The organism is Glaciecola siphonariae (assembly GCF_042652645.1).
GTDB classification, from domain to species: domain Bacteria; phylum Pseudomonadota; class Gammaproteobacteria; order Enterobacterales; family Alteromonadaceae; genus Glaciecola; species Glaciecola siphonariae.
The window spans coordinates 454268-480770 of record NZ_JBHSGU010000005.1 but is presented as its reverse complement, the minus strand read 5'-3'; the positions used below and the strand labels follow the sequence as shown (position 1 = coordinate 480770).

At 45.4% G+C, this 26503-nt stretch carries 20 protein-coding genes; 15 read left to right on the top strand and 5 right to left on the bottom strand.

Annotation, left to right across the window (positions count from 1 at the left end; genetic code table 11):
- Positions 1-168 precede the first annotated feature (168 nt).
- The gene (locus ACFO4O_RS13245; protein WP_382409286.1) at positions 169-663 is read left to right on the top strand and encodes a DUF4920 domain-containing protein; all 495 of its coding nucleotides are present in this window, start codon (positions 169-171) and stop codon (positions 661-663) included.
- An 8-nt stretch (positions 664-671) separates the two neighbouring features.
- Here ACFO4O_RS13245 and ACFO4O_RS13240 read toward each other — a convergent pair whose 3' ends face one another.
- Positions 672-1067, bottom strand: a complete 396-nt coding sequence (locus tag ACFO4O_RS13240) for a hypothetical protein (protein ID WP_382409284.1) — start codon at positions 1065-1067, stop codon at positions 672-674.
- 246 nt (positions 1068-1313) lie between these two features.
- Here ACFO4O_RS13240 and ACFO4O_RS13235 point away from each other — a divergent pair, with 246 nt between their 5' ends.
- The 12 genes from ACFO4O_RS13235 (at position 1314) to ACFO4O_RS13180 (ending at position 17767) form a co-directional block, all read left to right on the top strand.
- Entirely contained in the window at positions 1314-2075 is a 762-nt protein-coding gene (locus tag ACFO4O_RS13235) for a PRC-barrel domain-containing protein (RefSeq protein WP_382409282.1), read from the top strand.
- Between the two features lie 254 nt (positions 2076-2329).
- Positions 2330-2788: a pyridoxamine 5'-phosphate oxidase family protein gene (locus tag ACFO4O_RS13230; RefSeq protein WP_382409280.1), complete on the top strand. Its 459-nt coding sequence runs from the start codon at positions 2330-2332 to the stop codon at positions 2786-2788.
- A gap of 377 nt (positions 2789-3165) precedes the next feature.
- Positions 3166-3822 (top strand): hypothetical protein, encoded by a 657-nt coding sequence (locus tag ACFO4O_RS13225; RefSeq protein WP_382409278.1) that lies wholly within the window; start codon positions 3166-3168, stop codon positions 3820-3822.
- Between the two features lie 38 nt (positions 3823-3860).
- Positions 3861-5150, top strand: coding sequence for a hypothetical protein (locus ACFO4O_RS13220; protein ID WP_382409276.1), 1290 nt, complete (start codon positions 3861-3863; stop codon positions 5148-5150).
- Between the two features lie 28 nt (positions 5151-5178).
- Positions 5179-6630: a hypothetical protein gene (locus ACFO4O_RS13215; RefSeq protein ID WP_382409274.1), complete on the top strand. Its 1452-nt coding sequence runs from the start codon at positions 5179-5181 to the stop codon at positions 6628-6630.
- A gap of 68 nt (positions 6631-6698) precedes the next feature.
- A complete protein-coding gene (locus ACFO4O_RS13210; protein WP_382409272.1) occupies positions 6699-8702 on the top strand; it encodes an SUMF1/EgtB/PvdO family nonheme iron enzyme in 2004 nt (667 codons plus the stop codon).
- Between the two features lie 32 nt (positions 8703-8734).
- A complete protein-coding gene (locus ACFO4O_RS13205) occupies positions 8735-8914 on the top strand; it encodes a hypothetical protein (protein WP_382409270.1) in 180 nt (59 codons plus the stop codon).
- A 1-nt stretch (position 8915) separates the two neighbouring features.
- Positions 8916-9908: a MotA/TolQ/ExbB proton channel family protein gene (locus ACFO4O_RS13200; protein ID WP_382409268.1), complete on the top strand. Its 993-nt coding sequence runs from the start codon at positions 8916-8918 to the stop codon at positions 9906-9908.
- A gap of 19 nt (positions 9909-9927) precedes the next feature.
- Positions 9928-11001 (top strand): VWA domain-containing protein, encoded by a 1074-nt coding sequence (locus ACFO4O_RS13195; protein ID WP_382409266.1) that lies wholly within the window; start codon positions 9928-9930, stop codon positions 10999-11001.
- The gene (locus ACFO4O_RS13190; protein ID WP_382409264.1) at positions 10998-11951 is read left to right on the top strand and encodes a hypothetical protein; all 954 of its coding nucleotides are present in this window, start codon (positions 10998-11000) and stop codon (positions 11949-11951) included. Before ACFO4O_RS13195 ends, ACFO4O_RS13190 begins: the two co-directional genes overlap by 4 nt.
- A 335-nt stretch (positions 11952-12286) precedes the next feature.
- The gene (locus ACFO4O_RS13185; protein WP_382409262.1) at positions 12287-15190 is read left to right on the top strand and encodes an FG-GAP repeat domain-containing protein; all 2904 of its coding nucleotides are present in this window, start codon (positions 12287-12289) and stop codon (positions 15188-15190) included.
- A 165-nt stretch (positions 15191-15355) separates the two neighbouring features.
- Positions 15356-17767, top strand: a complete 2412-nt coding sequence (locus ACFO4O_RS13180) for a S9 family peptidase (RefSeq protein ID WP_382409260.1) — start codon at positions 15356-15358, stop codon at positions 17765-17767.
- 27 nt (positions 17768-17794) lie between these two features.
- Here ACFO4O_RS13180 and ACFO4O_RS13175 read toward each other — a convergent pair whose 3' ends face one another.
- Positions 17795-19594, bottom strand: coding sequence for a glycoside hydrolase family 9 protein (locus tag ACFO4O_RS13175; protein WP_382409258.1), 1800 nt, complete (start codon positions 19592-19594; stop codon positions 17795-17797).
- Between the two features lie 199 nt (positions 19595-19793).
- Positions 19794-21041, bottom strand: a complete 1248-nt coding sequence (locus tag ACFO4O_RS13170; RefSeq protein ID WP_382409256.1) for a carbohydrate porin — start codon at positions 21039-21041, stop codon at positions 19794-19796.
- Positions 21042-21344: 303 nt separating this feature from the next.
- Between ACFO4O_RS13170 and ACFO4O_RS13165 the strand changes: the two genes are divergently transcribed.
- Positions 21345-22208: an ATP-grasp domain-containing protein gene (locus ACFO4O_RS13165; protein ID WP_382409254.1), complete on the top strand. Its 864-nt coding sequence runs from the start codon at positions 21345-21347 to the stop codon at positions 22206-22208.
- A 15-nt stretch (positions 22209-22223) separates the two neighbouring features.
- Here the strand turns inward: ACFO4O_RS13165 and ribA are convergent, their stop codons facing one another.
- A complete protein-coding gene (gene ribA / locus ACFO4O_RS13160; protein ID WP_382409252.1) occupies positions 22224-22841 on the bottom strand; it encodes a GTP cyclohydrolase II in 618 nt (205 codons plus the stop codon).
- 79 nt (positions 22842-22920) lie between these two features.
- On the bottom strand, positions 22921-25869 hold the full coding sequence (locus tag ACFO4O_RS13155; protein WP_382409250.1) for an EAL domain-containing protein: 2949 nt from the start codon (positions 25867-25869) through the stop codon (positions 22921-22923).
- A 340-nt stretch (positions 25870-26209) separates the two neighbouring features.
- On the opposite strand from ACFO4O_RS13155, the gene ACFO4O_RS13150 reads away from it, so the two are divergent.
- Positions 26210-26497, top strand: a complete 288-nt coding sequence (locus tag ACFO4O_RS13150) for a c-type cytochrome (RefSeq protein ID WP_382409613.1) — start codon at positions 26210-26212, stop codon at positions 26495-26497.
- Positions 26498-26503 lie beyond the last annotated feature (6 nt).

The following is a 26503-nucleotide window of genomic DNA, read 5'->3' as shown; positions in this document are numbered from 1 at the left end:
AAATTAAAAAACGCCTACACTCAAAATGTGAAGCTTAGGCGGTGCTACAGCAATTGGATATATTCATAACTTGGCCTTGGCTGGCCGCATGCATAGGGTGGGCATTTTTTGCTGCGAGCTATGCGTGTAAATATACAACAAAAACCATTAAGGCCTTAATGAGCATTTATGAAAACACTATTACTGACTTTACTCGCGCTTATTGGTATCAGCTCCGCCTATAATCTACATGCCAAGACCATTAGATTATCTGAGCCTGTAGTCAAAGATGAGGTGAGTGAAACCTTTGGCTTGCCCACTGACGCAAAACTTCCCGTAATTAGCATTAAGCAGTTGGCAGATGCTCCTGCAGATTTAGTTGGCAAAAAATTTCAAATCGAATTGCCAATTACAAAAGTGTGTCAACAAAAGGGCTGTTTTTTTATCGCGCAGGCCGGTCAGCAGGTGTACAGAGTATCGTTTAAAGACTATGGATTTTTTATCCCAACAGACAGTGGTGGCAAAACCGTTTTGCTTAATGCGCAGCTTGTTAAAAAGTCGATTAGTGCCAAACAGGCCGCGCATTTCAACAGTGATTTAAAAAGCAGTGCCGACAGTATTCGTGCCGGCTTAGCCTACGAGTTGGTCGCATATAGTGTGAAAATTCCGCTAGAGCAAGGTTAGCAGGTTTTTTAGTCTTTGCTGCTATCTTCAATCGCTTGTATTTGTGCCTCAATTTGCGCTTGTCTGGCTTTATCTGCTTGAGCTTTGGCTTTTTCGAGCGCTTCTTTTAGCTTTTCTGCTTTTAATTTTTCTTCGGCAGCCGCGGCTTTTTGTGCTTGCTCCGTTTCTGCCTTCATTTTATTTCGAACGTCTTTTTCGAAGTCTTTATACTCTTCTTTGTAGTCGTCAATCGTTACATTTTCACCGCGCAGGCATTGGTCGCGAGACATGTCGACATACTGATCACAACGCGCCATGCGCTGTTGTTGGTCGGTCATTTCAACGCCCTTGCTCATGCAGCCGCCAAGCGTAAAGCTAAGGCCTAAAAAGGCAGTAGCGCTGAATCTTGTAATGGATGCTTTCATGTTTTTGCTCACCTTAGTTGAGTTTCTATTTTAGCTTACCTGAAGCATCACACAAATGCTTCTTTGTTTAATAACAAATTTATTGCTCCTCATTCGCTAACTGTTTTAGCGGTACAAAAGTTGCTACGACTTGTATTTAAAAATAAAACGCGACAACATGAAGATACGCTAGGAGCATGCAAATCATACACAGGCATTGTGCCTTGCTTAATCTCTGTGAGTGCTAAATCAAACGGGAGAGATACTATGAATATTAGTTTAAATTCACTGCTCAACTACGACATTGAAGCCCTCGATGGCGACATCGGATTTATAAAAGATGTGTTATTTGACGACCAGCAGTGGGCGGTGCGTTATTTAACAGTTGATACTAAGCGTTGGATGCCGCTGTCTAAAAAAGTGTTGATTACCCCAATTTCACTGCAGTTGCTTAACGTAGCCGATGAAAAGGTTCACGTATCGTTAAGCAAAGAAGACGTACAAAATAGTCCGAGTATTGAGACCCACAAGCCTGTTTCTCGTCAATTTGAAGAAGTGATGTTTGATTTTTTCGGCTATGGCTATTATTGGAATGGCTTAGGCCTGTGGGGAGATTTTCAAAACCCCTTAGACCTAGCACAGCAAGAGCGCTTGCAAACTCAGCATGATGCAAAAAGGGACAAAGCTACACCTAGCGACGAACAAGACCCTCATCTGCGCTCTATTGACGAGTTAAAACACTACAATCTTGTTGAAACCGATGGCATGCAAGGGCACGTTCATGATTTTATTCTCGATACCGATTCATGGCGCATCAAGTACTTGGTAATTGACACTAGAAACTGGCTCCCAGGTGGTCGTAAAACCTTGCTACCGCCCGAATATCTCGAATCGGTAAGTTGGAAAGACCAAGCGGTTTTTTGTGAGTTAAATAAGCAGCAAATTAAGCAAATCCCTGAGTTTGACCAAGATAAAATAAACAATGAAGATTATCTTGCTTCGGTGCACGATGTATTTAAGGCCTTTTAGATAGGCGCTTTTATAAACAAGCGCGCTGTGAAACTTTTACCGAGTCTTGGGCATTATATTCTTACATGGTTTGCTTTTTTGCACGCCTAAGGCCATAAAGCGCTTATTTATCAATCAGTAGCCTGTATTTGTTATCTGGCATAAAAGTTGAAGCATCTACTATGAAGACATTGGTAAAAAAACGACCAATTGAGGTCAAGTTAGCGGTTAAGTCTTGCTAGCAACGCCCAAACAACTTTATTAGGAGATGCATTATGTCTAACACATTACATTCAGCTTTGTTTGAACAAATTCAAGACACGCCCAACATGATGGTTGGCCTTAACAAAAACGCCGATCACAACGAGCCAATGCATGTTTGTTTAGAAGATGATAATTATGACGCTTTTTGGATTTTCACGACTAAAGACAATCGCATCGCTGGCGGCGGTAAAGCAATGGCGCAGTTTGTAAGCGGCGATCATAAGCTATTTGGCAGCTTTTCAGGCTACTTGGTGGTTGAAACAGATAAAACGACAATCCAAGACCACTTTTCTACCTCAATCAGCGCATGGTACAAAGACGGCATGCTAGATGACAACATGCAGGTGCTGCGTTTTGATGTTGAAAGTGTCGAAATTTGGGAGAAAGACCCCAGTATGGCAGCAAAACTCAAAATGGCGATAGGTGCAAAAGTAAGTGAAGATGAACTGGGTCGCCATGCTCTAGTGTAAGAAGGCGTAAAAAAAGGCGTAAAACAGGCACTAGAAATAACGAAAATATGAATACCTGAGCTAGGCTAGCGTCTCACCGCAGTTTTAAATGCTCGCTCAGGTTCGAATTACACGACACTTCGCATTAACAACATAAAACGGCGCCGAATGAGGCGCCGTTTTTGTATGCGCGACTTTTGTATACGTAGCTCTTATGCACGAAACTTTTATAGATGCAACTTTTATAGATGCAAACATGGTTCAGGCGGAACTTGTGCCATACTCAAAATTAAAATAGCCTGAACCTACCGCTATATCTATACTCTTAGTTTAAAACATGTAAGAAATGTGAGCGTAAAAGCGCTCCGCGTGCACTATTTTGAATGAGGAAGAATCATTTGAGTTCATTAGCTTCGCAAATACGCACTATCTTTGTATTTAAACCGACACCTTCTAATAGGCGTATTAACATCACTGCTATATTAAGTTTGTCCGGCTTATTGCTGTGCGCTTTATTAGCAAGTGTTCCACGAGCAAAAGCGCAGTTAGCGCCCAGTAATAGCGAGTTTCCGGTGGCATCCCATGAATGTACTCAGGTGAGTATTGGCGAAATTGATGAGCTGTTGCTAACGCGCGAAGAAAAGATAGCCCGCATGGACGCTTCTTTGAGCGAGAGTATTGATTCATACGCAACCTGCGTAGATACCGTTGTGCAACAGATGTCGGGTGGTGGTAGTGGCGCAGGGTCTGCGCAAAGCACGGCTAGCGGCGACTCATCTGGAGTTGGCACTGGTGCTGATGCCAATGGACAAGAACAGGCTGCTACAGGCACTACTAATGCGGTAAATGAAGGACAAAGGGCTCAGTCACAAGCAGGCAGTTCGCCGGCAAATCAGCCTAGCTCAGCATCAAGCAGGATAAAGCGGCAGGTGGTTGCACCAAAAGATAACGATAGTATTATTTGCACGCTGTTATATGAAGAGATACTAAAAGCCGAGGCCAGTTCGTTAGATGGTCTGGAAAAGCAATACGCAGACTACGGATGCACAAGTTAAGCATTGGATAGATTGAGCAATGAAGGAGAAATCGGTAGATGACAGACAAGCATGGTAAGAGGTTTGCGCGGGTTAAACTAATATCATTATTTTTATTGAGCTTTGTTTTGGCAGCCTGTCAATCTAACGCTAATCGAAGTCAAGGACCGTTACTAGTCGGGCCAAGCGCGCCAGAGGTACGAGCGCAAAATGCAGACGCTAACGCAAATCTGCAAAATGCATCGGTATTCTTAGACGTGGCAATCCCGACTTTTGATCCCGGCTTCCCGATGGATAGAAATACTGGTGAGATTGATTATGAAGAGCTCGATGATGAGGGTATCTGGCCGCAGTTGAGGCGCACCGAAGCAAAACTATTTGCCGTAGAAACCAAAAAAGCGATGCAAAGCGAAAAGGTATTTGGCTCAGTGGTAGTTGTGCCTGACGCCAGCACACCCTCTGACCTATTTGTATTAGGTACCATTACGCATTCAGATAGCGAAGTTGTGGGAGCGTCGGTAACGGTGGTTGATAGCTCAGGGGAGATTTGGGGCATACAAGAATTTAAACATGAGGTATCGCAAAACTTCTTTAGAGATCAGCGAAACAGCGGTAAAAACCCCTACGAACCTATCTTTAAACAAATCAGTGGATATGTAGTTTCGCTGCTAAGTAAGCTCAGCGAACAAGACAAACAACAAATCAAAGACATGTCGTTAATGCGATATGCCCGATACTACAGCCCTGAAGCCTTCGGGCAATATATTGAGACTGACGTAAAGCGAAAAAACGGCCAGCGCTACTATAAGTTTGAATTAAATGGTTTGCCTGATAAGAGCGACCCGATGCTTGCTAGAATTGAAGAGTTGAGAGCGCAAGAGTTGTTATTTATAGACCGCTTGCAAGATCAATATGAAGTATTTGATGCCCAAGTCGGCCCGTCTTATCAAACATGGCAGGAGCAAACGCTTCCCGAGCTAGAGGCGGCCCGCGAAGCCGCGTTTAAGCGAAACGCCAGCGCTGCCGCGGGTATAGGTTTGGGAATATTGGCGGCTATACTAGCAAAAAATAGCGGCTCCAGCGCCGGGCAAGTAGGCGCAGTTTTAGGCGGTATTGGGTCAGTGGTGGCAATAAACGAGGCGTTTAAATCAAACTCAGCAATGAAGGTGCACAACGCTGTGATAGAGGAGCAGGGGCAGGCAGTAGATTTAAGCGTTGGTCCAACTGAAATGGAATTTGAAGACAACACCATTGAGCTTCAAGGTACAGCGACCGAGCAATACATGCAGTGGAAAACGCACTTGAGAAACATTTATTCGCTTGAGAGCACCCCTGATACGCAGTTGTAAAATGGGCTAAACATACAGGAAGTAACTTTTGGCAGAGCAAACGCAAAGCACCTCGCCAGATGCTTTTATTCAAGAGCAGCAGCGCCAACGAGTCAATAAGATAAAACGTCTGTTTTTTATCTTGGCAATATTGCTGGCAGTTGCGTGCGCGGTGGCCATTGGCGTGGCACTAAAGTCTGATAGCCATAGTGATAACGGCAGTGCTGACGCTGTGCAGGCTGAGCTCAGTGAGGCTTACTCTAGCGCTGAGCAAGAAGCCGCTCGCGAGGCATTTAAACAAGCCTTAGCTGCTTTTGAAGCTCAGCATACTGCAACCTTAGTTAACATTGCGCAGATTGGTTGGCAATCAACGCAGCTCAGCAACATGAATGCGGCTAAAGAGCGTGCCTTGGCGCTCTTTGCCAATGCCGGTTTTGTGCAGGCCTTAGGTGAACTCAACAAGCTCGACGCAGATGTTGACGCATTTATATTGGGATGGCATCAGGCGCACAAAGACAAGCTTGCGCAAGCTGAGAGTTTATACCAGCAGGAGCAGATTCAGCAGGCTCGCTTAGCGCTATCTCAAGCCGACAAAATAAAACCACAACATGAAAGTAGTCAGCACCTGCGCTCGCGGCTGGCAGTATATGAGCAGGTGCAAGGATATTTTGCGCAACTCAAAGTGGCGCGGGTTGAAAACAACCTAGAGAATCAGGTTGCGTTGATGCAAAAAATCATCACCGCAGACCCATCTCGCGAGGATATAAAAGCGCCCCTTGAAGACGCTGTAAATCGTTTGAATCAACAGCGTTTGGGCTTTGCTCTTCAAAAAGCCGAACAAGCTCTGCAGCGTGATGACATAAACGAGGCCACTACTTATCTTAAACAAGCTGAGATAATACAAGCATCCGCCAAGGGAATTGCTGCACTGCGCGCCGCTTTAGATAAAAAACTGGCTATGCAAGGACTTGTGGATATAAAACAGCGCGTTAAGCAACTGCAAAGTGACGATGCATGGCAACAAGTGGCAAAGCTTGTGGAACAGAGCCGAGTAAGGTTTCCAAAGGATGCGGAGCTATTAGAGGCCGGCGTGAAAGCAAATAAAGTGCTCAGCGCACAGCAGAGCATGAATCGCTTTATTTTACGGCCCGAGCGACTGGCAGAGCCAAATATTCGTGCGGCGGCTCAAGAGGCGATTAAACAATCTATTTCGTTATTGCCTGAATCAAAGGCACTTGCGCAAAGTGCGCAAAGTCTCGCAGGTTTAATAGACCGATATTCTGCAAAAATGCCCGTCACGGTGCGCTCCGATGGTCAAACGCACATAACGGTGATTGGCGTAGGCATTGTAGGAAAAGTAGAAGAAAAAACCATTGAGCTCACCCCAGGTAATTATATATTTGAAGGCAAGCGCACAGGTTACAGAACCAAACGCCTTAGTGTTGAAGTAGGCTTTAGTGATGCGCTTGAACTTGTAATTAAGTGCGACGAACAAATTTAGCCTGCGTACGTTCAAGCGCAAAACGAAACAACAACCAGCAAGTATTAAACGGCGAACAGGAAGTAAGCATGCAAATAGATGACCGCATTAAACAAGCGCAAAGACGAGGCGCAGGTATATATCTGCTCGGCGCTGTGTTTACATTTTTTGTATTTGCAGCGGTGCTGTCGTGGTTGTTTTTGGTTAAAGCCTATGTGCTAAATATTGGCCCGACTGAGGCATTGCCCAGCGCAACAATAAAAGTCGATAGCGGCAGTGCATACGTAGCCAACCATAAGGTATATACCTTAGGCGGAACCGTGAACATTAGCGTGAGTGCACAGACTTTTGAAACGACTTCGCTTGCCATATCAAATGACAGTCCAAGCAATATAGAGGTGATTTTACAGCCGAGCCCTGCGCAAATTATCGGCTCAATCGAAGTTGAGGGCGCAGCACTTAGCGGCGAAACCAGCTGGTATATTGAAAATTCGCTTGTACAGGTGGGCAATAATCTTAATTACTCAGTCGCGGCAGGCGAATATGAGCTGAGTGTTAATAATCCGTATTACAAGCCCTATACCACCACCATTAATGCACAGCGCGGCGAGCGACTTGAGGTCGCTGTTAAGTTAGAGCCAGTGCAGGGCGCTATCTCAATTAACACGCAGCCTAGCGGTGCTGAAATATTCATAAATAATGAAATGAAGGGAACCAGCCCTCTTGTAGTGGAGTTAAGCGGTGGCAAGTATTCACTTACTAGTTTATTGCAAGGATATCAAAGCATTGAAGATGAAATTGAAGTGAGCTCTACGGCCATACGTCCTGAGCGAAATTACCGTTTACTGCCCGTTCAATCTCAATTAAACATAAGTGCATCGCCTAACGACGGTGTATTGTTGATAAACAAGCTAGAACAACCTTTGGGTCTTCACTCATTAGATGCAAATACAAGTCATTCTATTGAATATCGGAAACCCGGGTATTTTCCATTTAAACGCAGCATAAAGCTTGCTCCGCAAGAGCAACAGTCGATGTCGATAGCCCTCGAACCCGAAATAGGTAGGGTATGGATAGCGAGCAACGTGGAGGCCGATTTAAGTATTGACTCAAAGGCACAAGGTAAAGTTGGCCCTGACGGACGAGCATTTGAATTGATGGCCAAGCCTTTAACGATTGTTTTGTCTAAAAAGGGCTACAGAAGCGTGACACAAAGCGTCACAGCCAGCAGTGCCAGAGAGTTAAAGGTGGAAGTGAAGCTGCTCACAGAATTTGACGCTCGTCGCAAAGAAGGGCGACCTCTGGCGGCAAATCAGTTGGGTATTAAGCTGTTAAAGTTTAACCCAGATCCCTTTGTTATGGGCTCACCGCCAAACGAAACAGGCCGCAGGCGAAATGAGCATCAGGTGAAAGTGGATTTTACGCGCAGTTTTTGGGTGTCTGAGACTGAAATCACGCAAGCACAGTTTGCGGCTTTTACAGGTCAAGCTAGCAATAGTAAGCTGCCGCAAGTAGAAGTAACATGGGATCAGGCTGCATTGTTTTGCAATTGGCTAAGTGTGCAAGAAGGCTTGCCTCCTTTTTATAAAGTAAGCGGCGCAAAAGTCACAGGTTTTGATACAGCGTCAACGGGCTACCGACTGCCCACCGAGGCAGAATGGGAATGGTTAGCTAAAAAAGCTAAACGAAGCCGCAGTACCGTGTATGTGTGGGGCGACCAAACGCGCATTCCTACTAATATCGGCAATTTTGCGGACGAAAGCGCAAAGGGCAATCAATTAATACTACTTGAGCAATATAACGATGGTCAGGCAGGCCTTGCGCCTGTTGCCAGCTTTAAAGCTGACCGCATCGGTTTATTCGACTTGGCCGGCAATGCAAGTGAATGGGTGCACGACTTTTATACAACGGCCTTGCCCGATACGCAGAATGTTCAAACCGATTATATGGGCGCGCCTCGCGGCACTCAGCATGTGGTAAAAGGGGGCAACTACACGTCGGGGCGTTTGCGCGAACTTAGGGCTGCATTTCGAGAGGTAGGTGAGTCTGCAAAGCCCACCATTGGGTTTAGAATTGCGCGCTACGATAACTAAATTCACTTATTTAGCACAAAGGGAGGCACATCATGCCTAGCTTTAACAATAAAACAAACAGAGACACACATAAGAGCGTGCGCTCTAAGCGCTCCTTGCGCATACTGCGTGGGGTTTATATTGCGCTGGCACTCATTATTGTTGGCACTGCGGGTGCCGTGGCGGTGCAAATAAGTTTGGACTCTCCTGCTACTTTACCGAGTGATATCTAAGATGCGTGAACAATCTTCTAATTCAAACATGAATCCGTCTGGTGCGATCACAGCAGCAGTATTTTTGGGCATTGTCGCACTGGTGCATGTGCTGTATCAGGGCGTTGTGCGCCCGCTTGCGGATGCCGCCATTGCCGCTCAAGGTAGTGGCGCTACGAGCAACCTGTGGGTCATTTTTAAAGACTTTGAACAGCAGGCGAGCGTGAGCATTGGCTTGTTTTGCGCGTTTTTAATCATTTATAAATATCAACGCATTGTGCTGCGAGAAGAGCCGCTGTTCACCATGGACTATTTAGCCGGTTTTGGCGCAAATCAAAGATTTATTCAAGCGTCAAATGCGTCAGCGAATACCGCAGAAACACACGCAGAAATAACCACAGAAACACATCAGAACGACGAAAAAGACTCCTTAGCTGCTTCTGATTCAGAAAAAAGTGAGCACTTACCATCATCAACAGATCAAGAGACAAAAGCGCACAGTGCGCAAAAGTCAGCAAATATTAAAGCGAGCGGGCGTGCTGATGGTGATGATGTGCTCAATGTCAGCTTAGCGCTGAAGGAGTTAGAAGCAAGCAAGTATGCTGAAAATTCGTCTATGGCTACGTGGATTAACTGCCTTCGTAGGTTCAAAAATACACAAAACGTGCAGCATGCGAGTCAGGCAATATCTGAGAGTATTGAAACCTTGGCCGCACAGTTAGAGTCTGGTAACAGTCTTATTAGGTATTTTATTTGGGCAATACCTAGCATTGGTTTTATCGGCACTGTGCGCGGAATAGGCTCCGCGCTTGCCAAAGCAGAAGAAGCTGTAGCCGGCGATATTTCTGGAATGGTTGATAAGCTCGGTGTGGCTTTTAATTCAACATTGGTGTCGTTGCTTATATCAATTGTACTGATGTACTTGCTACATATGCTCAATAATCGTCAAGATGAGATGGTGATCAACACGCGGAAAAACTGCGAAAAACACCTTCTTACCCGTCTACATAACTAAGCCAAGTGCCCACTAAGCGATGAGTATATTTAAAAAGCGCAGGGAAGATGGCTTTAATCTGGCTTTTTTAGACGTGATGGCGTGCGGTTTAGGCGCGGTAATTTTGATTTTAATTTTAGTCAAATTCAGCGACAACACCGACATTCCTGTTGAGGAATTAGCGCGTTTAGAACAAGAAATTGCGCAGAGCGCAGAGCAAAGCAGTGAGCTCGAGAGCTTTGCCAGTGAGGCTAAACAGGCACTGGCCAAATCAAGTATGCAAGCCTCTGAATTAGACACCCGCATTGCTCAACTCACATCGGAGCAAAATACCTTAACTGCAGCGCTGCGCGACAAAATTGCGGTTATTGCTGAGCTTGAAAGCGCAATTGCCGCGGCCGGTCCGCAAACGGCCAACGACGTGATTGAAATTACCGGGGCCGGTGAAGAAAGCTACATCGTGGGGCTCAAAGTTCAGGGGCAGCGTATTGGCATATTGCTAGATATGAGCGCATCAATGACGCATGAGTCGTTAATTGAAGTCATAAAAACCAAACTTGCGTCAGACAATAAAAAACGGTCGAGCCCTAAATGGCAAAGGAGTTTAGCTATTTTGAACTGGCTACTGGCGCGCTTGCCAAAAAATGCCGAGGTATCAGTGCTTGCCTTTAATGACACCAGTCAGGTCTTAGGAAAGCCAATAAGCCGGCAGCAAAATCCAGAAGAGCTCAATGCAATTGCCACGCAAGCGTCAAGACTTGTTCCAACCGAGGGAACCAACTTGCAGCAGGCCTTGCAGCAGATGACACGCACAATGGGCAACGTAAGCGACTTGTATATCATTACCGATGGTTTACCCACTTATATCAATCCTAATTCTGGCTTTAACGAAAGCCGTGGGTGTAAACCGATTAAGGGCAAGCAGGCCACTATTACCGGCGAATGCAGAATTGCAGCCTTCGGGCACACTATGCGGGCAAACCCAATTCAAGGAGTGCGTACCAACATTATTTTGTTGCCATTGGAGGGTGACTCAGCCGCGCCAGCGCTGTATTGGAGCTGGGCCGATAGCACTCAAGGCACTTTTATTGCGCCAGCAGGTACGTGGCCATGAAAACAAAACGCACTCCTATCGAAGTGTTCAGTTTGTCTTTTTTAGACGTGATTTCATGTGCCTTTGGCGCGGTTGTGATGCTCATACTATTGGCGCGTAACGGTGATGATGGCCAGTTTAGCGACCTAAGTCAGGTGTCGAGTTTGTTGCAGTCGGCGGCACAAGCCGAAGCGCAAGTAGATGCTCTGCAGCAGGCACTTATTGCTGACACTGAGGCGATGCGGCAAGCTCAGGCGCAAGCGCTCAGCAGTCAAGCCTTGCTAGAGCAACTTGAGTCGAGTGTGGCAAGAGCAAAAGAGGATTTAGCGAAGCTTCGCGATAAAGCCAGTGGCTTAGAGCAAGTAAAAGCTCGCCGTGAACGCGCCGCCATTAGCAATAGTTCAGCGCCCGAAAGGGACGAAGAGGTGGGCGGCATTCCGGTTGATACTGACTATGTTATTTTTATTGTAGACACCTCAGGTAGCATGAAAGCGATGTGGGAGAGAGTCTTGCGCACGATGGACGAAGTGCTAAACAACCATCCTACCGTAAAAGGATTTCAAATAATGTCAGACAACGGCGAATTTCTTGTAAGCAGCACAAGCGGCCGTTGGCGCAATGACACGCCGGCACAGCGCAGAGCTATGCTTACGGCCCTGCGCACATGGAACGGCTCATCAAATAGCTCGCCGGTAGAAGGAATAGAATCGGCCTTGCGTATTTATGGCCCTAAAACACAGTCTTTAGCCTTGTATGTGCTAGGTGATGATTATAGTGGTGGCTCCTATGATGCAACTTTACAAAGCATCAACCAGTTGAATACAAATGCCCGCAGCGGTCAAAAAATTGCGCGCATTCACGCCATAGGTTTCTCTCGCTCAAACGGTCAGGTCACGACAGACGTACTTAAGTTCTCTACCTTAATGCGCGAAGTCACGCGTCAGAACGACGGAACTTTTATTGCCAATTAGCAATTGGTAAAGATAGCCATTGGCAAATACACAGAAATTCCCTAATATAGGATTCTGGCACAGTGGAAGTGACCTGCTGCATGGCAAATATGGATATTCCTCGATGAATTCCTTGGTACAAAAGCGTATTTCCACCCGCTTTTTCCAGCAACTTGTTTTCAGTGACTTATTTTTCAGTAAATAATACCGCAGACTCACTCCACAACGCCTTTAAATGATATTTATTAGCATGCTCCTATTGTTGAGCCCGAATTTCCTAATAGTTTGCTCGATATGACAGGCGACACTAGGCATGCTAAGAGACGTACTACATTCGCACATGCAAGAGTAAATTTATGAAATATTCAATGGCCGTTTGTTGCCTTTTTCTATCAGTTGTCGGTTCCGCAAAAGCAGACTACCTACCACCAAATTCAAGTCTCATAGATACCTCTCTTGCCCGCTGCGATACGCCATACTTGCTAGACAAAGTGCAAAGTGCAGCCGGCGAGCGTGAGAAGCGTTTTTGGGTGCAAACATTTGTAAACTGCGAGAAGAAGACAAACGCTAAACGCCAGGAGACACGCCTCGCTCAAGCGCAAGACGTTCTAGGCTCTCATAAAAATAATCAGAAAAACGAGCTGCCGGGCAAGCTTCAGCAAGACATAGACCGAACGGCTCCTACGCTTGTGGGCTTTTCAATAAATAAACCAGAGATAGACGTAACAGATGCAGAGCAAGAAATACGCATTACGGTGAGAGCGTTTGACGACGGCACAGGGCCGGCGTTTTTGTTTGGACAGTTAAACTCACCGTTTACCGGCGGCTTTAATTCAGCGTCACAAGTATTGAATTTTGACGTATATCGAGAAGCTTGGTCGCCAACAAGTGAAGAGCATGTGTATGAGGCTACCTCAACAGTAAAAGTGTCTAGCAATGCTATGCCCGGTCAGTGGAGCGCTGATATTTACTATATAAGCGACAAAGCCGATAACTACGGTGACTATATTGATGCAGATACCATCGCGCGCGATGGCTTTACGCCTTACATTGAGATAAAAAACACCAACGAAATAGACCTCGAGCCGCCAACAATCATCGATTTTTCTTTGTCGAGCTATGATGTAGATGTGACCAGCGGGACGAGCACTATTTTTGCTACCGTAACCGCTTATGATGAAGCAGCGACTATTAGCAGCGTAGGCTTTGAACTTGTATCGCCAGAAGGGTTTGACACTAACTTCGACAAGTATATTTGGTTTGGTTCTTATCAAGGACGGTGGGAGGCCACAGGTCAAGCAAACACGTATAAAATGACCATACCTGTAGACTTTGATAGTAACGATCCTGCCGGTGAGTGGGGCATTCGATTTAGCTCAGCCGAAGATACCAATAATAACTTTGTATCTCGATACGATTTGCCCAATTATGAAGATGAAGCAACGCATCCAATCAGCTTCATGGTAACGAATTTAAACGAGTTGGACAGCACGCCCCCTGAGCTTATAAGTTTAACCATCGTGCCCAAACCAAACGACCCAGCGCAAGGCGATCAATACAAAATAAGAATTCGTGTTAAGGAAAGTTCATCAAGTCTTTACGCGTCTTTTTCTTTTAACGGTCCGGGTGCGGCCTACAAGTATGTCAATATTAATCGCGACGATTGGGAACGCACCGGTGCTGATGACACTTACGAAGCTGCAGCAACGATTACCTTTTTAGACACCGACCCGAGTGGCATCTGGGCAGCAGATGTCAATATTGGCGACGCTAAGAGCGTTACGTATATGATACCCCATCAATTAAATATACGAGGCTTTGCCGCCTATATACTGCATAAGGTTGAAAGTGAGGACTTACTCGATTATTCACTCACCAGCGACAAATTATCAGTTGCACCAGTTGGGACAATTGTGACCAATGACGTTTATTTAAGTGCGAAAAACGATGATTTTACCAACAATCCAAGCATCAATTTGTTTGGTCGTTTAAGCGAAGGTTTGTCGTTGAGCGAATTTCAAATCACCAGTGACGCCGGAGTTGAACGCAGTTGTTCCTTTGACCCAGACTTAAGTTTTAATTGTACTGTATTTTTATCTGAAAACTGGGAAACAGCAAAAATTACAATTAGGACACGTATTGAAATCGTCGGTAATCATACTATTTTTCTGAATGCTCAAAGTGCAAATACACTTGACAACTACGAGGTTGATTTAAGTAATAATCGCATCGTTAAAGCTATTGAAACACCGCAGCAACCGGCGGTTAAAGGCGACTTTAACGGAGATGGTCGTGCTGATTTGAGCTTCAGACTGGCGCGTAATGGCAAAACCTATGTGCTCAACTCTCAGAGCGAGGGCGTTAGGTCAGAGCCTTTTGGGCGCAGTGACGATATTCCACTTTTAGGCGATTTTGATGGCGATGGCTTTAACGATATTGCGCTGCGTCGTCCGTCAAATGCAACATGGTATGTAAGGCTTTCAAGTACCAATACGGTACTGGTAGATTTAACCGGTGACCATGCTGATGATGTGCCGGTACCGGCTGATTATGATGGTGACGGCATTACCGATTTTGCCGTAAGAAATCCAAGTTCGGGGGTGTGGACTATTCAGCGCAGTAGTGACGGAAGCATTTGGAAGAAGCGCTTTGGACTGCAATCTTCAGATATCCCGACGGTTGCAGACTACGACGGCGATGGTATGGCAGACATTGCCATTCGCAGAGTGTCTAATCAGACGTGGTATATATTAGAATCGAGCACAGGGCAGGTAAAAAAAATCCGCTTTGGGATAGAAAGAGGTGATGTGCCGGTTCCTGCTGATTACGACGGCGACGGCAAAGCGGATATAGCTGTATACCGTCCACGTATTGGAAACTGGTTTATATTATCGTCTGAAAACAATACGCTAGAGCGCATTGCCTACGGCACCCGCGATGGCGATATTCCTGTTGCCAGTGATTATGACGATGATGGAAAGGCTGATATTGCGTTTAGACGCCCGTCAACGCATCAATGGTTTATTCGCAGCTCATCTGATGAAGGTAGAACGCGCATCGAAACATTTGGGTCTTCTGCAGATGCTATTCCGCTATTGATGCCTATATATTTAAAAATGCAGATGATGAATATTGGTAAAGCCGAAGCGACCGCAGTTAAAGCACAAAACGAGCAGCACAGCGAAGATAGCGAGGAGTTTGACCCTAGCATTACGAAAAGTCGCATTGAAACTATTCATGCTGATATAGGCAACTTTTAAAGCAATCGCAAAAAGCGCGTTATGTGCACTCAGTTGGGGCTGATGTGGCAGTAATCTTTGTTAGTAATGAGCTTGTTTCGCTATAAAAGAAATGAGCAGAAGCGGCTAGACTCGAACACACTCCCCTTCTGTAAAACGCTGCAATAGTGTACGGTTAGGTTATTTATGAAAATACTATCCTTTTTATTGCTAGTGCTCAGTGCACTTAGCATTCAATCATGCGCGACACATTCCACTATGACTGAGCAAAAAACACCATTGAGTTTGAACAAAATTTACGCTGAGCGGTATTTTGCTGTTCAGCGAGGCACGTATTTTAGATGGTTAGACGATGGTTCTGGCTATACCGTACTTGAGCCAAGAAAGACAGAGGATGTTCAAGATGGTGGTGATGAGAACTCCGATGAAACTGAAAACGCTACCTACAACCCAGAAAAAGCAGGGGTTAAAGGTAACGACATTGTCTTTTACAACGTGGACGGAAGCGGGCGCAAAGTGTTGGTTGCATTTGAAAGTCTAACGCCACGCGGTAAAACTCAGCCCATCGCTGTTGATGATTATATTTGGTCTGATGACGGTAAGTGGGTACTTATTTACACAAACTCCAAAAAGGTATGGCGCTCGCGCAGCCGAGGTGATTATTTCTTGCTGAATTTGGAGACTAAAAGCCTAACGCAACTTGGCCCAGAAGCGGTGAAAACTGCGTTTGTTAATTTGCCTGAACCCTCTAACGACCAGCAAGCCGATGCTGAGAAGCAAAAGCGTGCCGAAGACCCTGAGTCAAGCCGTTTAATGTTCGCTAAATTCTCGCCCGACTCCAGCAAAGTGGCTTACGTTTACAAAAACAATATCTACTATCAAACGCTAAACGATGACCAAGTGCATACGCTGACCACCGATGGTAACGATATTATCATCAACGGCAACTTCGACTGGGTGTATGAAGAAGAGCTAGCCATTGCAGATGGCTTTAGATGGTCGCCCGACAGCGAAAAAATTGCTTATTGGCAGTTAGATACCTCCGGCGTTGAGGTATTTACCATGATAAACAATACCGATGAGCTCTACCCTACCTTGACCACCTTCCCGTATCCGAAGGCAGGTGAGACCAACTCTGCAGTGCGCGTTGGTGTGGTTAATCTATCTACGCAAGAAACTCAGTGGTTAGGGCTAGAAGGAGATAATCGAGACCGTTATATTCCGCGCATCAATTGGGCGAATGGCAGCGAACTTTTGGTGCAAGAGGTCAATCGCCCTCAGCAGCGCAATCAGCTTTGGCTGTTTAATATTGAGCAGAACACTCAACAAGTAGTATTTACCGACACCGATGATGCCTTTATTGAATACTACTACGACGCTGACTTTATTAATGACGGACAACACTTCATTTGGCACAGCGAGCGCGACGGCTGGCGTCATCTTTATCGGATATCTAAAGACGGCAGCGACATCGTTGATTTAACCCCAGGTGAGTTTGATATGATCAGCTTACTGGCTTATAACGAAGCTCGAAACCGTATTTACTTTATCGCATCACCGGATGACCCTGGCCAGCGCTATTTATTTGAGGCCTCGTTAGACGGCTCAATGAAACCTAGAAGAATTACGCCCGACGCATATGAAGGCAGCAATGCGTATGTGATGTCAAAAGATGCTTCAAACGCGCTGCATCATTACAGTAGCTTTAACACGCCTACAATAAGCCAAACCATAAAAGTTGCAGGTCACAAGAGTGTTAAAGCATTAATTGATAATGAAAAACTAAAAGCGCGTTTGCAAGAGGTGGCTTTACCAAATCATGAGTTTATTACGCTAAGTGCTCAAGATGGCACTCAGCTAGATGCATACATCATGACACCGCAAGACTTAGACCCATCTAAGCGCTATCCCATTATCTTTTATGTCTATGGAGAGCCCGCTGGCTCAACGGTTCAGGACAGGTGGGGTGCTGAGGGTTATTTATACAGAGCGCTACTAGTACAAGAAGGTTTTATTGTAGCGTCGGTCGATAATCGCGGCACCCGCGCGCCTAAAGGACGGGAATGGCGCAAATCGATTTATAAAAAGATTGGAAGCATTACCGCACAAGATCAAGTCGATGCCTTTAATGAAATGGCTCAGCGCTATGCTTTTATTGATACTGAACGTGTAGGCGTGTTTGGTCACTCGGGCGGCGGTAGCTCAACTTTAACTATGTTGTTTAAGCACGGTGACAAGTACCATGCAGGTACTGCTATTGCACCTGTGCCCGACATTTCTTTATATGACACTATTTATCAGGAGCGTTATTCAGGGCATCCTAAAACCGACCCTGAAAGTTACTTTAATACTTCATCTATCAATTTTGTTGAAGGCTTTAGCGGCAAGCTCTTACTTATACACGGCACGGGTGATGACAATGTTCACTACCAAGGCGCTGAGCGATTAATCAATGAGCTCGTGGCACATAATAAGCAGTTTGAGTTTATGTCGTATCCGAATCGGTCGCACGGCATACGGGAGGGTAAAAATACTGTAGAGCATCGTCAAACACTCATGCTCGACTTTTTTAAAAGACACTTGCAGGGTGAGAAATAAGCACCCTGCAAGCTGAATTGCGCCAGCTTAGTTGGCGCTTTCCATAGCAGCCAACATATATACCATTGGTGCGTTCCAGTTAATGGTGATTTCGTTCGTTGAATACGAGCACCAATCGTCAAGATAGGATCTGGCAGGCTGGCTCGATGGATAGCTGCAGTTATCTTGTTGACCGGGCTGCGCGCCCCCTGCTACAAAACCGGGTACAGGCGCGGCAACATTGTCTGCATACGACTGTCGGTGGTGAATATCAAGAGGTGGTTTGCTACCTAAGCCGGTAACATACGAGTAATCAGTAGGGTTACGACCGAGCACATAATCAACAAAATTTACGGCAGCGTCTACGTAAGGTTTGGCATCGCCGCTTGTATGCTGCGCAGCATGAAGCAGCACAATCGCCTTGTTTAAGCCGTTTGAATTACTGCCCCAAATAAGGTCGCTTCGCGTCATCCCTACCTGATAGGCGTTGCCTTGTTCAGCTAAAATCTGATTAGCAAAGCCAAGTACTTTATCTTGCACGTTAGCGTATTGCGCTTCAGACAGCAGTTCTTTGCCGTTATTGAGTAAAGACAGCATGCCCAAAGTACCCACTTGCGGCCAAGAGGGCGTAGTAGCAGGCACGTTTAGACTTAAATATTGGTCAAGAAACTGCGTGTCTTCGGTCAATAAGAAGAGCTCAACCGCTGCCCATGAAAACTCATCGTTAAAATTTGTGTCGTCGTAACGTCCTGTAAATACATCGCTCGGCTGAATATACGGTACATCTGGGTTTTGCTGAGCCCATTGCCAAGCGCTAAGTGCGGCGCTTTGCAGTTCGCTTGACAGCGCGCTTAAAGAGTCAATCGATGAAAAAATGCGGCTTGCCTGAGCGCTCACTGCGGCAAAGTTAAGCGCCGCTGAGGTACTTTTTTGCACGACGTAGCGCTGGGCCGTAGCTTCGTGGGGCATGACCGCCCCTTCAAAATTAAGTGTGGTGAGCTTGTGATATACACCGCCGTCATTAGGGTCTTGCATGGTTTGCATCCACGTAAGATTCCATAAAATTTCATCGATAATATCGGGTAGTGCGTTGTCAGACTCTGGAATATTTAGCGAACGCGTTTGGTAAAAATCGGAATAGTTTTCATAGGCGGCTAAAAGCGTATAGGTTGAAATACCGCTGTTTACAATGTACTTGTTATAGTCACCCGCATCGTACCATCCCTTAGGAGAGCTCAATACGAAGCCTTCAGGTCGCTGCTCTGAAGCTGCTGACGCATGCACGAGCACTTGTGTATCAGGGTGAGCAGTAGGGCGCTGCCAATCGCCCGCGTATTGCGCGTCTAGTGCTGTGCTTGCACGGTTAAAATAGTAAGCTTTTAAAACCGTATCGTGAGCATCTGAGTAAACATCCGATGAAATGCTGAACGGGTTAGAAGCGCTAACGCCGTCAACTTCGATAGTGTAAGTGCCGCTGGTGCTAAGCGCTGAAAAATCAGCCATACGAACTGAGCGGCCGTCCATGTCCCATGTATTTGCCTGTGAAAGCTCACCGTCTAAGACACTGACTCCATCGCTGTTAAGTACCGAAAATTCAGTGGCGCCATTGTCAGGCACAATTGCAATTTTTTGACTTGCCGGATAAAAGCCTAGTTGATTGACTTTAATAAGCTCATTGGTATCGCTAGCACCCGAACTCGGCGGTGTTGCCGGCGGCGGCGCGGGGGGAGCAACCGGCGCTGGCGCGCTGCTATCTGAGCCGGAGCTGCCGCATGCAAACAGCATCAAACTGGACGAGCCGATTAATAGGCTAAGCGTGATTTTACGGGCATTGACGGTAAATGACATACTAACTTCCTTGGGGTAATGAACTGTCCAAAAGCTAGGCTATCACTTAACGTCACAAAATTAGACACTACGAGAAATTTCACAACAGCATTGTTTTATTTATGAACACGATTGCTGAATTAACTCTGTGAACGCACTCAATCAAGGTATTTTTAAACGCCGTTTAGTAATGCGATAACGCCTCAAAGGGCCGCTTGCCTCAATGCGCAAACTGCAGGCTTAAGCGAAGCCCTGCGACCAATGCCGAGTCTTGCTCAATGCCAGCTGGATGCTTAATATATTGCACGGTAGGTTGCACAAATACATATTTGTGCAATCGAGTGCGATAGGTTAATTCGATATTTAGCTCACCGTTGGCAAAGCCATCCACGGTGTTAGCATTTACCCTTGCAAAGTCGTCACCTAGGTCGGTATAAGCGACGGCAGCCCCAAAGCTGTCATCACGGCGCATACCGGAGACTTGTGATACGTTTATCCCTGCACTAACAAAGCCATCATATTTATTAAATTCACTGTCGCTGATGCCAAGGCGGAAAAACCCCTTAATTTGCGGCTGAAACACCTCTGTAAACAGGCTTTGTTCATGACGAACATAAGCCCCCCAGTTGCCAGAGCGTGCTCGCTCAAATCTTGTGTCTGACGTTAAAGCTTGCGATTTTGTATAGTGCCAAGCGCCAAGCAACCATATGTGGTCGGCGTTCTCGTATTGCCACTGAGCAATGCTAAACACACCGTCGTCGCTTGAGAGGCTAATGGCAGGGGCTGAGGGCGTGCTTGCATCGCCCGGAGAGCCGTCAATGGCAGCAATTAGCAGTGTATGATGACTGTTGAGCGCTAACTTAATACGCGCACTGAGTCCATAATAGGGATAGATTGAGGGCCCATTGCGTCCACTAAGACCAATGTCATTCCCAATCCCATGGCCGCTATTAATAAATAAGTTAGCGCTTTGTAATACGTCAAATTCACTATTTATATCGTAAAGCCCAAACAAAATTGAAAGGTTTTGGTATTGATAGTCGACCCATGCTTCACCGAGTTTGGCAAATTGAGCACCGCCTTCTAAATTAGATACAACATGATCATCGCCTACAATATCTTCGGAAAATGCGTGTCCGTTGCTATAAAAAGCGCTCACAAAGTATGACAGTTGACTCTCGCGGTTAAAGCTGTGTGTATCGCTTACCGACAGGCTCAGTAAATCAATATAATCAAATTTGGTGCTAATGCCGCCTTGCGTGTTTTTCAACAGATCTAGATCGTACTGCGCGGTCAATTCGGCACTTTTTGCATAATGCATTGCACTCAAAGCAAGCACAGCAAACGCAGCAAGCACTGCAAAAACTGAAGGCGCAGCAAAAAATGTAACATTAGGGCTTTTGCAAGGTGTTTTGTGGGTCATATTATTAAGGCTTATCATGGTTAATTTGTATCTGCTTACGCTCAAATGTTCTCCTAAAACTTAGTTAAGTGGGGTGCCCGAGGCCGAGTCTGCTGCCACGTGACAACGGTTCGCATTTTCGTTTGGATGGCTTTATGCTACGCACAGGCTCTGTGTACGTTACGTGTCTTGTTCAAGCTCAATTATGTGCAATTTAAACGCAGCTAAACTCTAGCGTAGTTTAGAGTTTGAACTGTAAGCGGCGTGAGTGAATGTTGCCAAGACACGTTGCAAAATTATACGTTTGGCATTTACCTCGTGTTTAAAATTCACTAACCTAAGCACTGTATCTGTAGTGTGAGTATGTACATGCCCCGTTGTGCCTTTCTAAGCACTGATAATCTTGAAGATTTCTTTGTTTACGATGATTTAGTAAAGCCCTTTTTGCGTCGCCTCGGCTGGGCTGTTGAAGATGTTTCTTGGCGCAATAAATACATCGACTATAATCAGTTTGAGTTGGTAGTAGTTAGAAGTACGTGGGACTACCAAGATGATGCTGACGCGTTTTTAGCGTGTCTTCGGCGCATTGAACAATCTAATGCTGTATTAGAAAATGCATATGATCTTATGCACTGGAATATTTCTAAATCTTACCTTCAAGACCTCTCAAACAAAGGCGTGCAAACCTTGCCTACTCTGTGGCCTGAACGTTTTAGCCTCACTGAGGTAGAAGATGCGTTTAACCACTTTAATACCGAAAAGCTTATTATTAAACCACTGGTAAGCGCGAACGCCGACCATACCTATTTGTTTACTAAGACAGAGCTGGGCAAGATTGCCACACGTCTCGAGCAGACATTTTCCGATAGAGCATTTATGATTCAAGCCTTCGAGAAAAGCGTAAAAACGCAAGGTGAGTACTCACTTTTTTACTTTGGTAATGCATTTAGCCACGGTATTTGCAAGATGCCTGCGCAAGATGATTTTCGGGTACAAGAAGAACATGGGGGGCAACTGACGTCGCTTGTGCCAACTGAGCCCATGTTGGCATTGGCTGAACAAACCATTCAGGCCCTTCCTGCTCCGGCACTCTACGCGCGAATTGACATGCTAAATACTGAGCGCGGACTAGAAATCATTGAAGTTGAGCTCATAGAGCCCTCGTTATACTTCAATATGGACGAAGATTCTGCAAGTCGCTTTGCTCAGGTGATTCATCAGAAATATGCATAAGCGCTTTACAGCGTTTTATTTGAGTTTATCCGGGTCAAAGGTATGGCCCATTTTTGAGGTTTTGGTCATCAGATAATGTTTGTTATCTTTGGTCACGCCGTGATCAATCGGTTTTCTAGCCACAACATTAACGCCCATCCCCTCTAGCGCCGCCAGTTTTTTAGGGTTGTTGGTCATTAGCTCAACCTTATTGACACCGAGTTTGTCGAGCATGAGTTTACATATGCTGTAATCTCTTAAGTCGGCGTCAAAGCCAAGATGCTGGTTGGCCTCAACAGTATCAAAGCCCTCATCTTGAAGGTTATAAGCTTTTATTTTATTCAGTAGCCCAATGCCGCGGCCCTCTTGGCGAAGATAAAGCAAAACGCCGCAGCCGTTATCAACAATATTTTGGAGGGCTTTTTCTAACTGGAAGCCGCAATCACAGCGCGTGCTAAAAAGCGCATCGCCAGTCAGGCATTCACTGTGGATGCGGATTGGCACTATGTCGCTGTTTTCCCAAGTTCCGTAAGACAAGGCAATATGCTCTTGCCCGCTAAGTGTCTCAACAAAGCCGTGTATTTTAAAATCACCAAATCGAGTCGGCAATTTTGCTTCGCTAACAAACTGGTAGGGGGGCGTTGTTGATTTCATGAGTACGTCGATTTTCCACAATAGGCCATTAATGGGACTTAAAACGATAAATGCAAGCCTTTATAGAGGCGTTAGTCGCTTATAGTTCAGGCGGCTCTTCTTTAAAGGGGCGATATTGTGCCAGAGCTTTGGGTTTTGCGATACAAAAGCCTTGTGCAAAATCGAGGCCGAGCTTACCGATTTGCACCATAATGTCTGTTGTTTCAACGAATTCCGCGACGGTTTTTATTTTCATAGCCTCTGCCACATCTCGAATGGAAGTCACCATGGCTAAGTCAATTTTGTCGTTAAGGATGTCGCGTATAAAGTTACCGTCTATTTTCAAATAGTCTACCGGCAGATTTTTTAAATAGCTGTAACTCGAAAAGCCCGTGCCGAAATCATCCAGGGCAAAGGTGCAGCCGAGTTTTTTAAACTCGTTCATGAACTCAATCGCATCTTTCATCCGAATGATGGCCATAGTCTCGGTGATCTCAAAACAAATCTTCTCGTGCGGGATGTGATATTTTTCAAAGGCATTAAGCAAGAAAAAGCGGAAATCGTCGTCGGACAGTGAAAAGCCTGACAAATTGATATTTGCCTTACAGAGCGTGTCCATATGTTCAGGATGCGCGTGCAGCCATTGAAAGTAATGCTCAATCACGCATTTGTCGATGTGATGGCTAATGTTGGCCTTTTCGGCGCTAGGCATGAAAAACTCTGGCGCGACTAAATCGTTCTCTTTGGTACGCAGGCGCACAAGGATTTCATAGTAGTCGTGTTCGTCGGCATGCCCTAATGGGCGATAATGTTGATAAAATAATTCGAGTTTATCTTCTTTTACCGCATTTTTAACTTCGCTTACCCAGTACAGGTCTCGCTGGTAGCTCGAATGCATGCTCATCTCAGACGAGTAAATATGGATTTTATCTTGTCCGCTCTCCTTAGCAATCAGGCAAGCGGTATCGGCATAAGATAGCAGTTCTTCTCCGCTTGGGATGCTACTCTCATACGCCGCGATACCGATACTAATAGACTGGGTAAAGATATGCCTGTCCCATTTAAATTCAAAAGCGCGCACCTTCTCGAGCATCTGACTCGCAAGCGCCGATATCTCGTTAATGTCGTCAAAATCAACCAGTAGCCCAAATTGATCAGCGCTTAGCCGCGCAAAAACATATTTATCGCCCACTACATCAAACAATTCGTGAGATAACTCTTTAACGAATACGTCGCCGGCAGAATGACCACAGGTGTCGTTTATGACTTTAAATTGATCAACGTCTAAAAACACAAGCGCAAACTGGCTATCTGCATCTGAGTCGCGCGTTTGCTCAATGCGCTCATTCATAATTTGTAAAAAATAGCGCCGATTATACAAACCCGTTAATTGGTCATGGGTATTTAGGTATTGTAAGTTTATTTGATGAAGCCTACGTTCGGTGATGTCAAACAAAGAGCCAAATTGCAGAGCGTTGTCTTGGACCTTTTTGAGCTGCGCAGAAATACTAAACCAAAACTCGCTTCCATCGCTTCGTTTACCCTTAACCTCTTTGCCTAACACAGTTTGCTGAATGCTGAGTTCGCCCAGAAGTAGGTCAGCGTCTTTTGAACTCGCAAAAAAGCTGGATAAATGAGGATGTGTGCTTAAAAAGCTTTTACTGTCGGTATAGCCAAACAGCGAGCAAATCGCTGGATTTACGTGTATAAGCTCACCGTTAGGTTTGGCCGTATACAATCCCTCAGCAGCATGTTGAAACAAGTCGTTATATTGCTGCAGATGATTAATTTGCTGCATTTGATTATGGCTGTTTAAAGCTTGAATGGACTGTTCACGACTAATGATCGCAACGCCAATCATCATTACTCCTAGGCAGCTAAAGATAAAAGGATAGGGAGCAGCAAATGACAGATGACTTGTGTTATTCAGCAGTGTTAACAATTCAATAATGCCCACAATGCCAAGTGCTACCCACCCTGAAAAATAGATAATGGCACTGCGTAAATCTAATCCCTTGCGATAAATTAAAGTGGCGAGAAGCTTGCTCACAAAAAATACACAAGAAAAAACTATCAATGAAATAAGTTGATAAAAGTCATTGAAAATGAAAATGCCTATGAGAGGAAACAACAGCAGTACATAGTGCGCTCGCAGCCATATTTTAGAGACGGGTTCAAAAATGATGCGCGTAATCTTGATTGCTGCGAACAGCATTACCGTGAGGCTAATTGCGGTTAGCTCTGCGGCATACGAGGGGATCATAAACATCATCGGTAATATGCCTTCCGTAGAAAGCATGGTTGTCATGGCGGCTGTAGAAAATACACAAAACCAAAAACGAGAGGGTGCGTTGCGTAGCACATAAGTGAGCAAGAAGTAGGTCGCTAGCAACGACAGGCCGCCACTCATCGCCCCCAATAATATAAGCCTAACGCTTGCCTGCGCGGTGTAAGCCTGTGACTGCCATAGCTCAATTGGGATCACCGAAAGACCATCGTCTTGTATTTGCAGATATATAGCGAATGTGGAGGCGCTGCGCGCGGTAAATGACATTTTAAAGCCGTTTCGGCTCAAAGTAGCGGTATTGAGCACATCACCTTGCAGACGGGATGACTGAATAATGCGCAACTGCTCGTCGAGTAAAAAAGCTTCCGCTCGGTCAATAAATGCATTTCCGGCTACGAGTGTGAGTAAGCGATTACTATCACTAGGATTAAAAACTTCAAAACGAAGCCACAGCGAAGCTCCTTCGGGAATATTGACAATTTCTTTGTGCGTTTGCCATTGCTGTTGCTGCATTACATCTGATAACAGCAGATTCTCTTCGGTTAACAAGAATTCGGCTTTGCTTGAAAGGCTAATAGAGGTATCAAAATCTGCGCTAACTGTATACTCAGCGGCATGTTCAGATGTGCGCGTTTGCGCCTCAGCAAGCGAGATAAGTATAAATGAACTAAACAGCATCACGCCGCAAACGAGCGCGATAACGCGATTGAATATCATTGTGTGCACAATATAAAAAGAGCGAGATAAACTTGATAGTAGCATAAAAACATAGACTTACCTCTCCTTGTGCGCTGTCTCGTCAGCTAAGCTTTGCATAGCTTAAGTAATGTGGCATTGTTTTACGCCAATAGCCTTTGTAGTTTAAGACAGTTTAGTAGGCTAAGTATAGATTTGTATACCCTAAATTTAGATTTGTTTAGGTTTTGCCTATAAACAAGCTTATTTTAAAGCAACATTCAGATGGAAAATCGCCATGCAGCAGAACGCACAGTCACGTCTTTATTTGTTATTTGGTTTAGCCCACTCATTGAGAATGGGTAAACATGCTTATACCTTTATTCTGCTGTTATGCGCTTTGTTTTTAACGGCCTGTGGACAGCCAATGGCATCTGGCGATCCTGCAAAAGGTGAGGGGAAGTCGGCTATTTGCGGACAGTGCCACGGTAAAAATGGTATTTCAATTGTGCCTATTTATCCTAATTTAGCCGGTCAAAAGGAACAATATTTGGTGCTTGCGCTTCAAGCTTATCGTTCGGGTGAGAGAGTGAATATGGCCATGACGCCCCATGCACGAAAACTCACCGATGAAGATATTGCCGATCTGGCAGCTTTTTATGCAAGCATGGACCCAAGCGGCGGGGGGATTAAACATACGAGTAAAACAAACTAAATGACC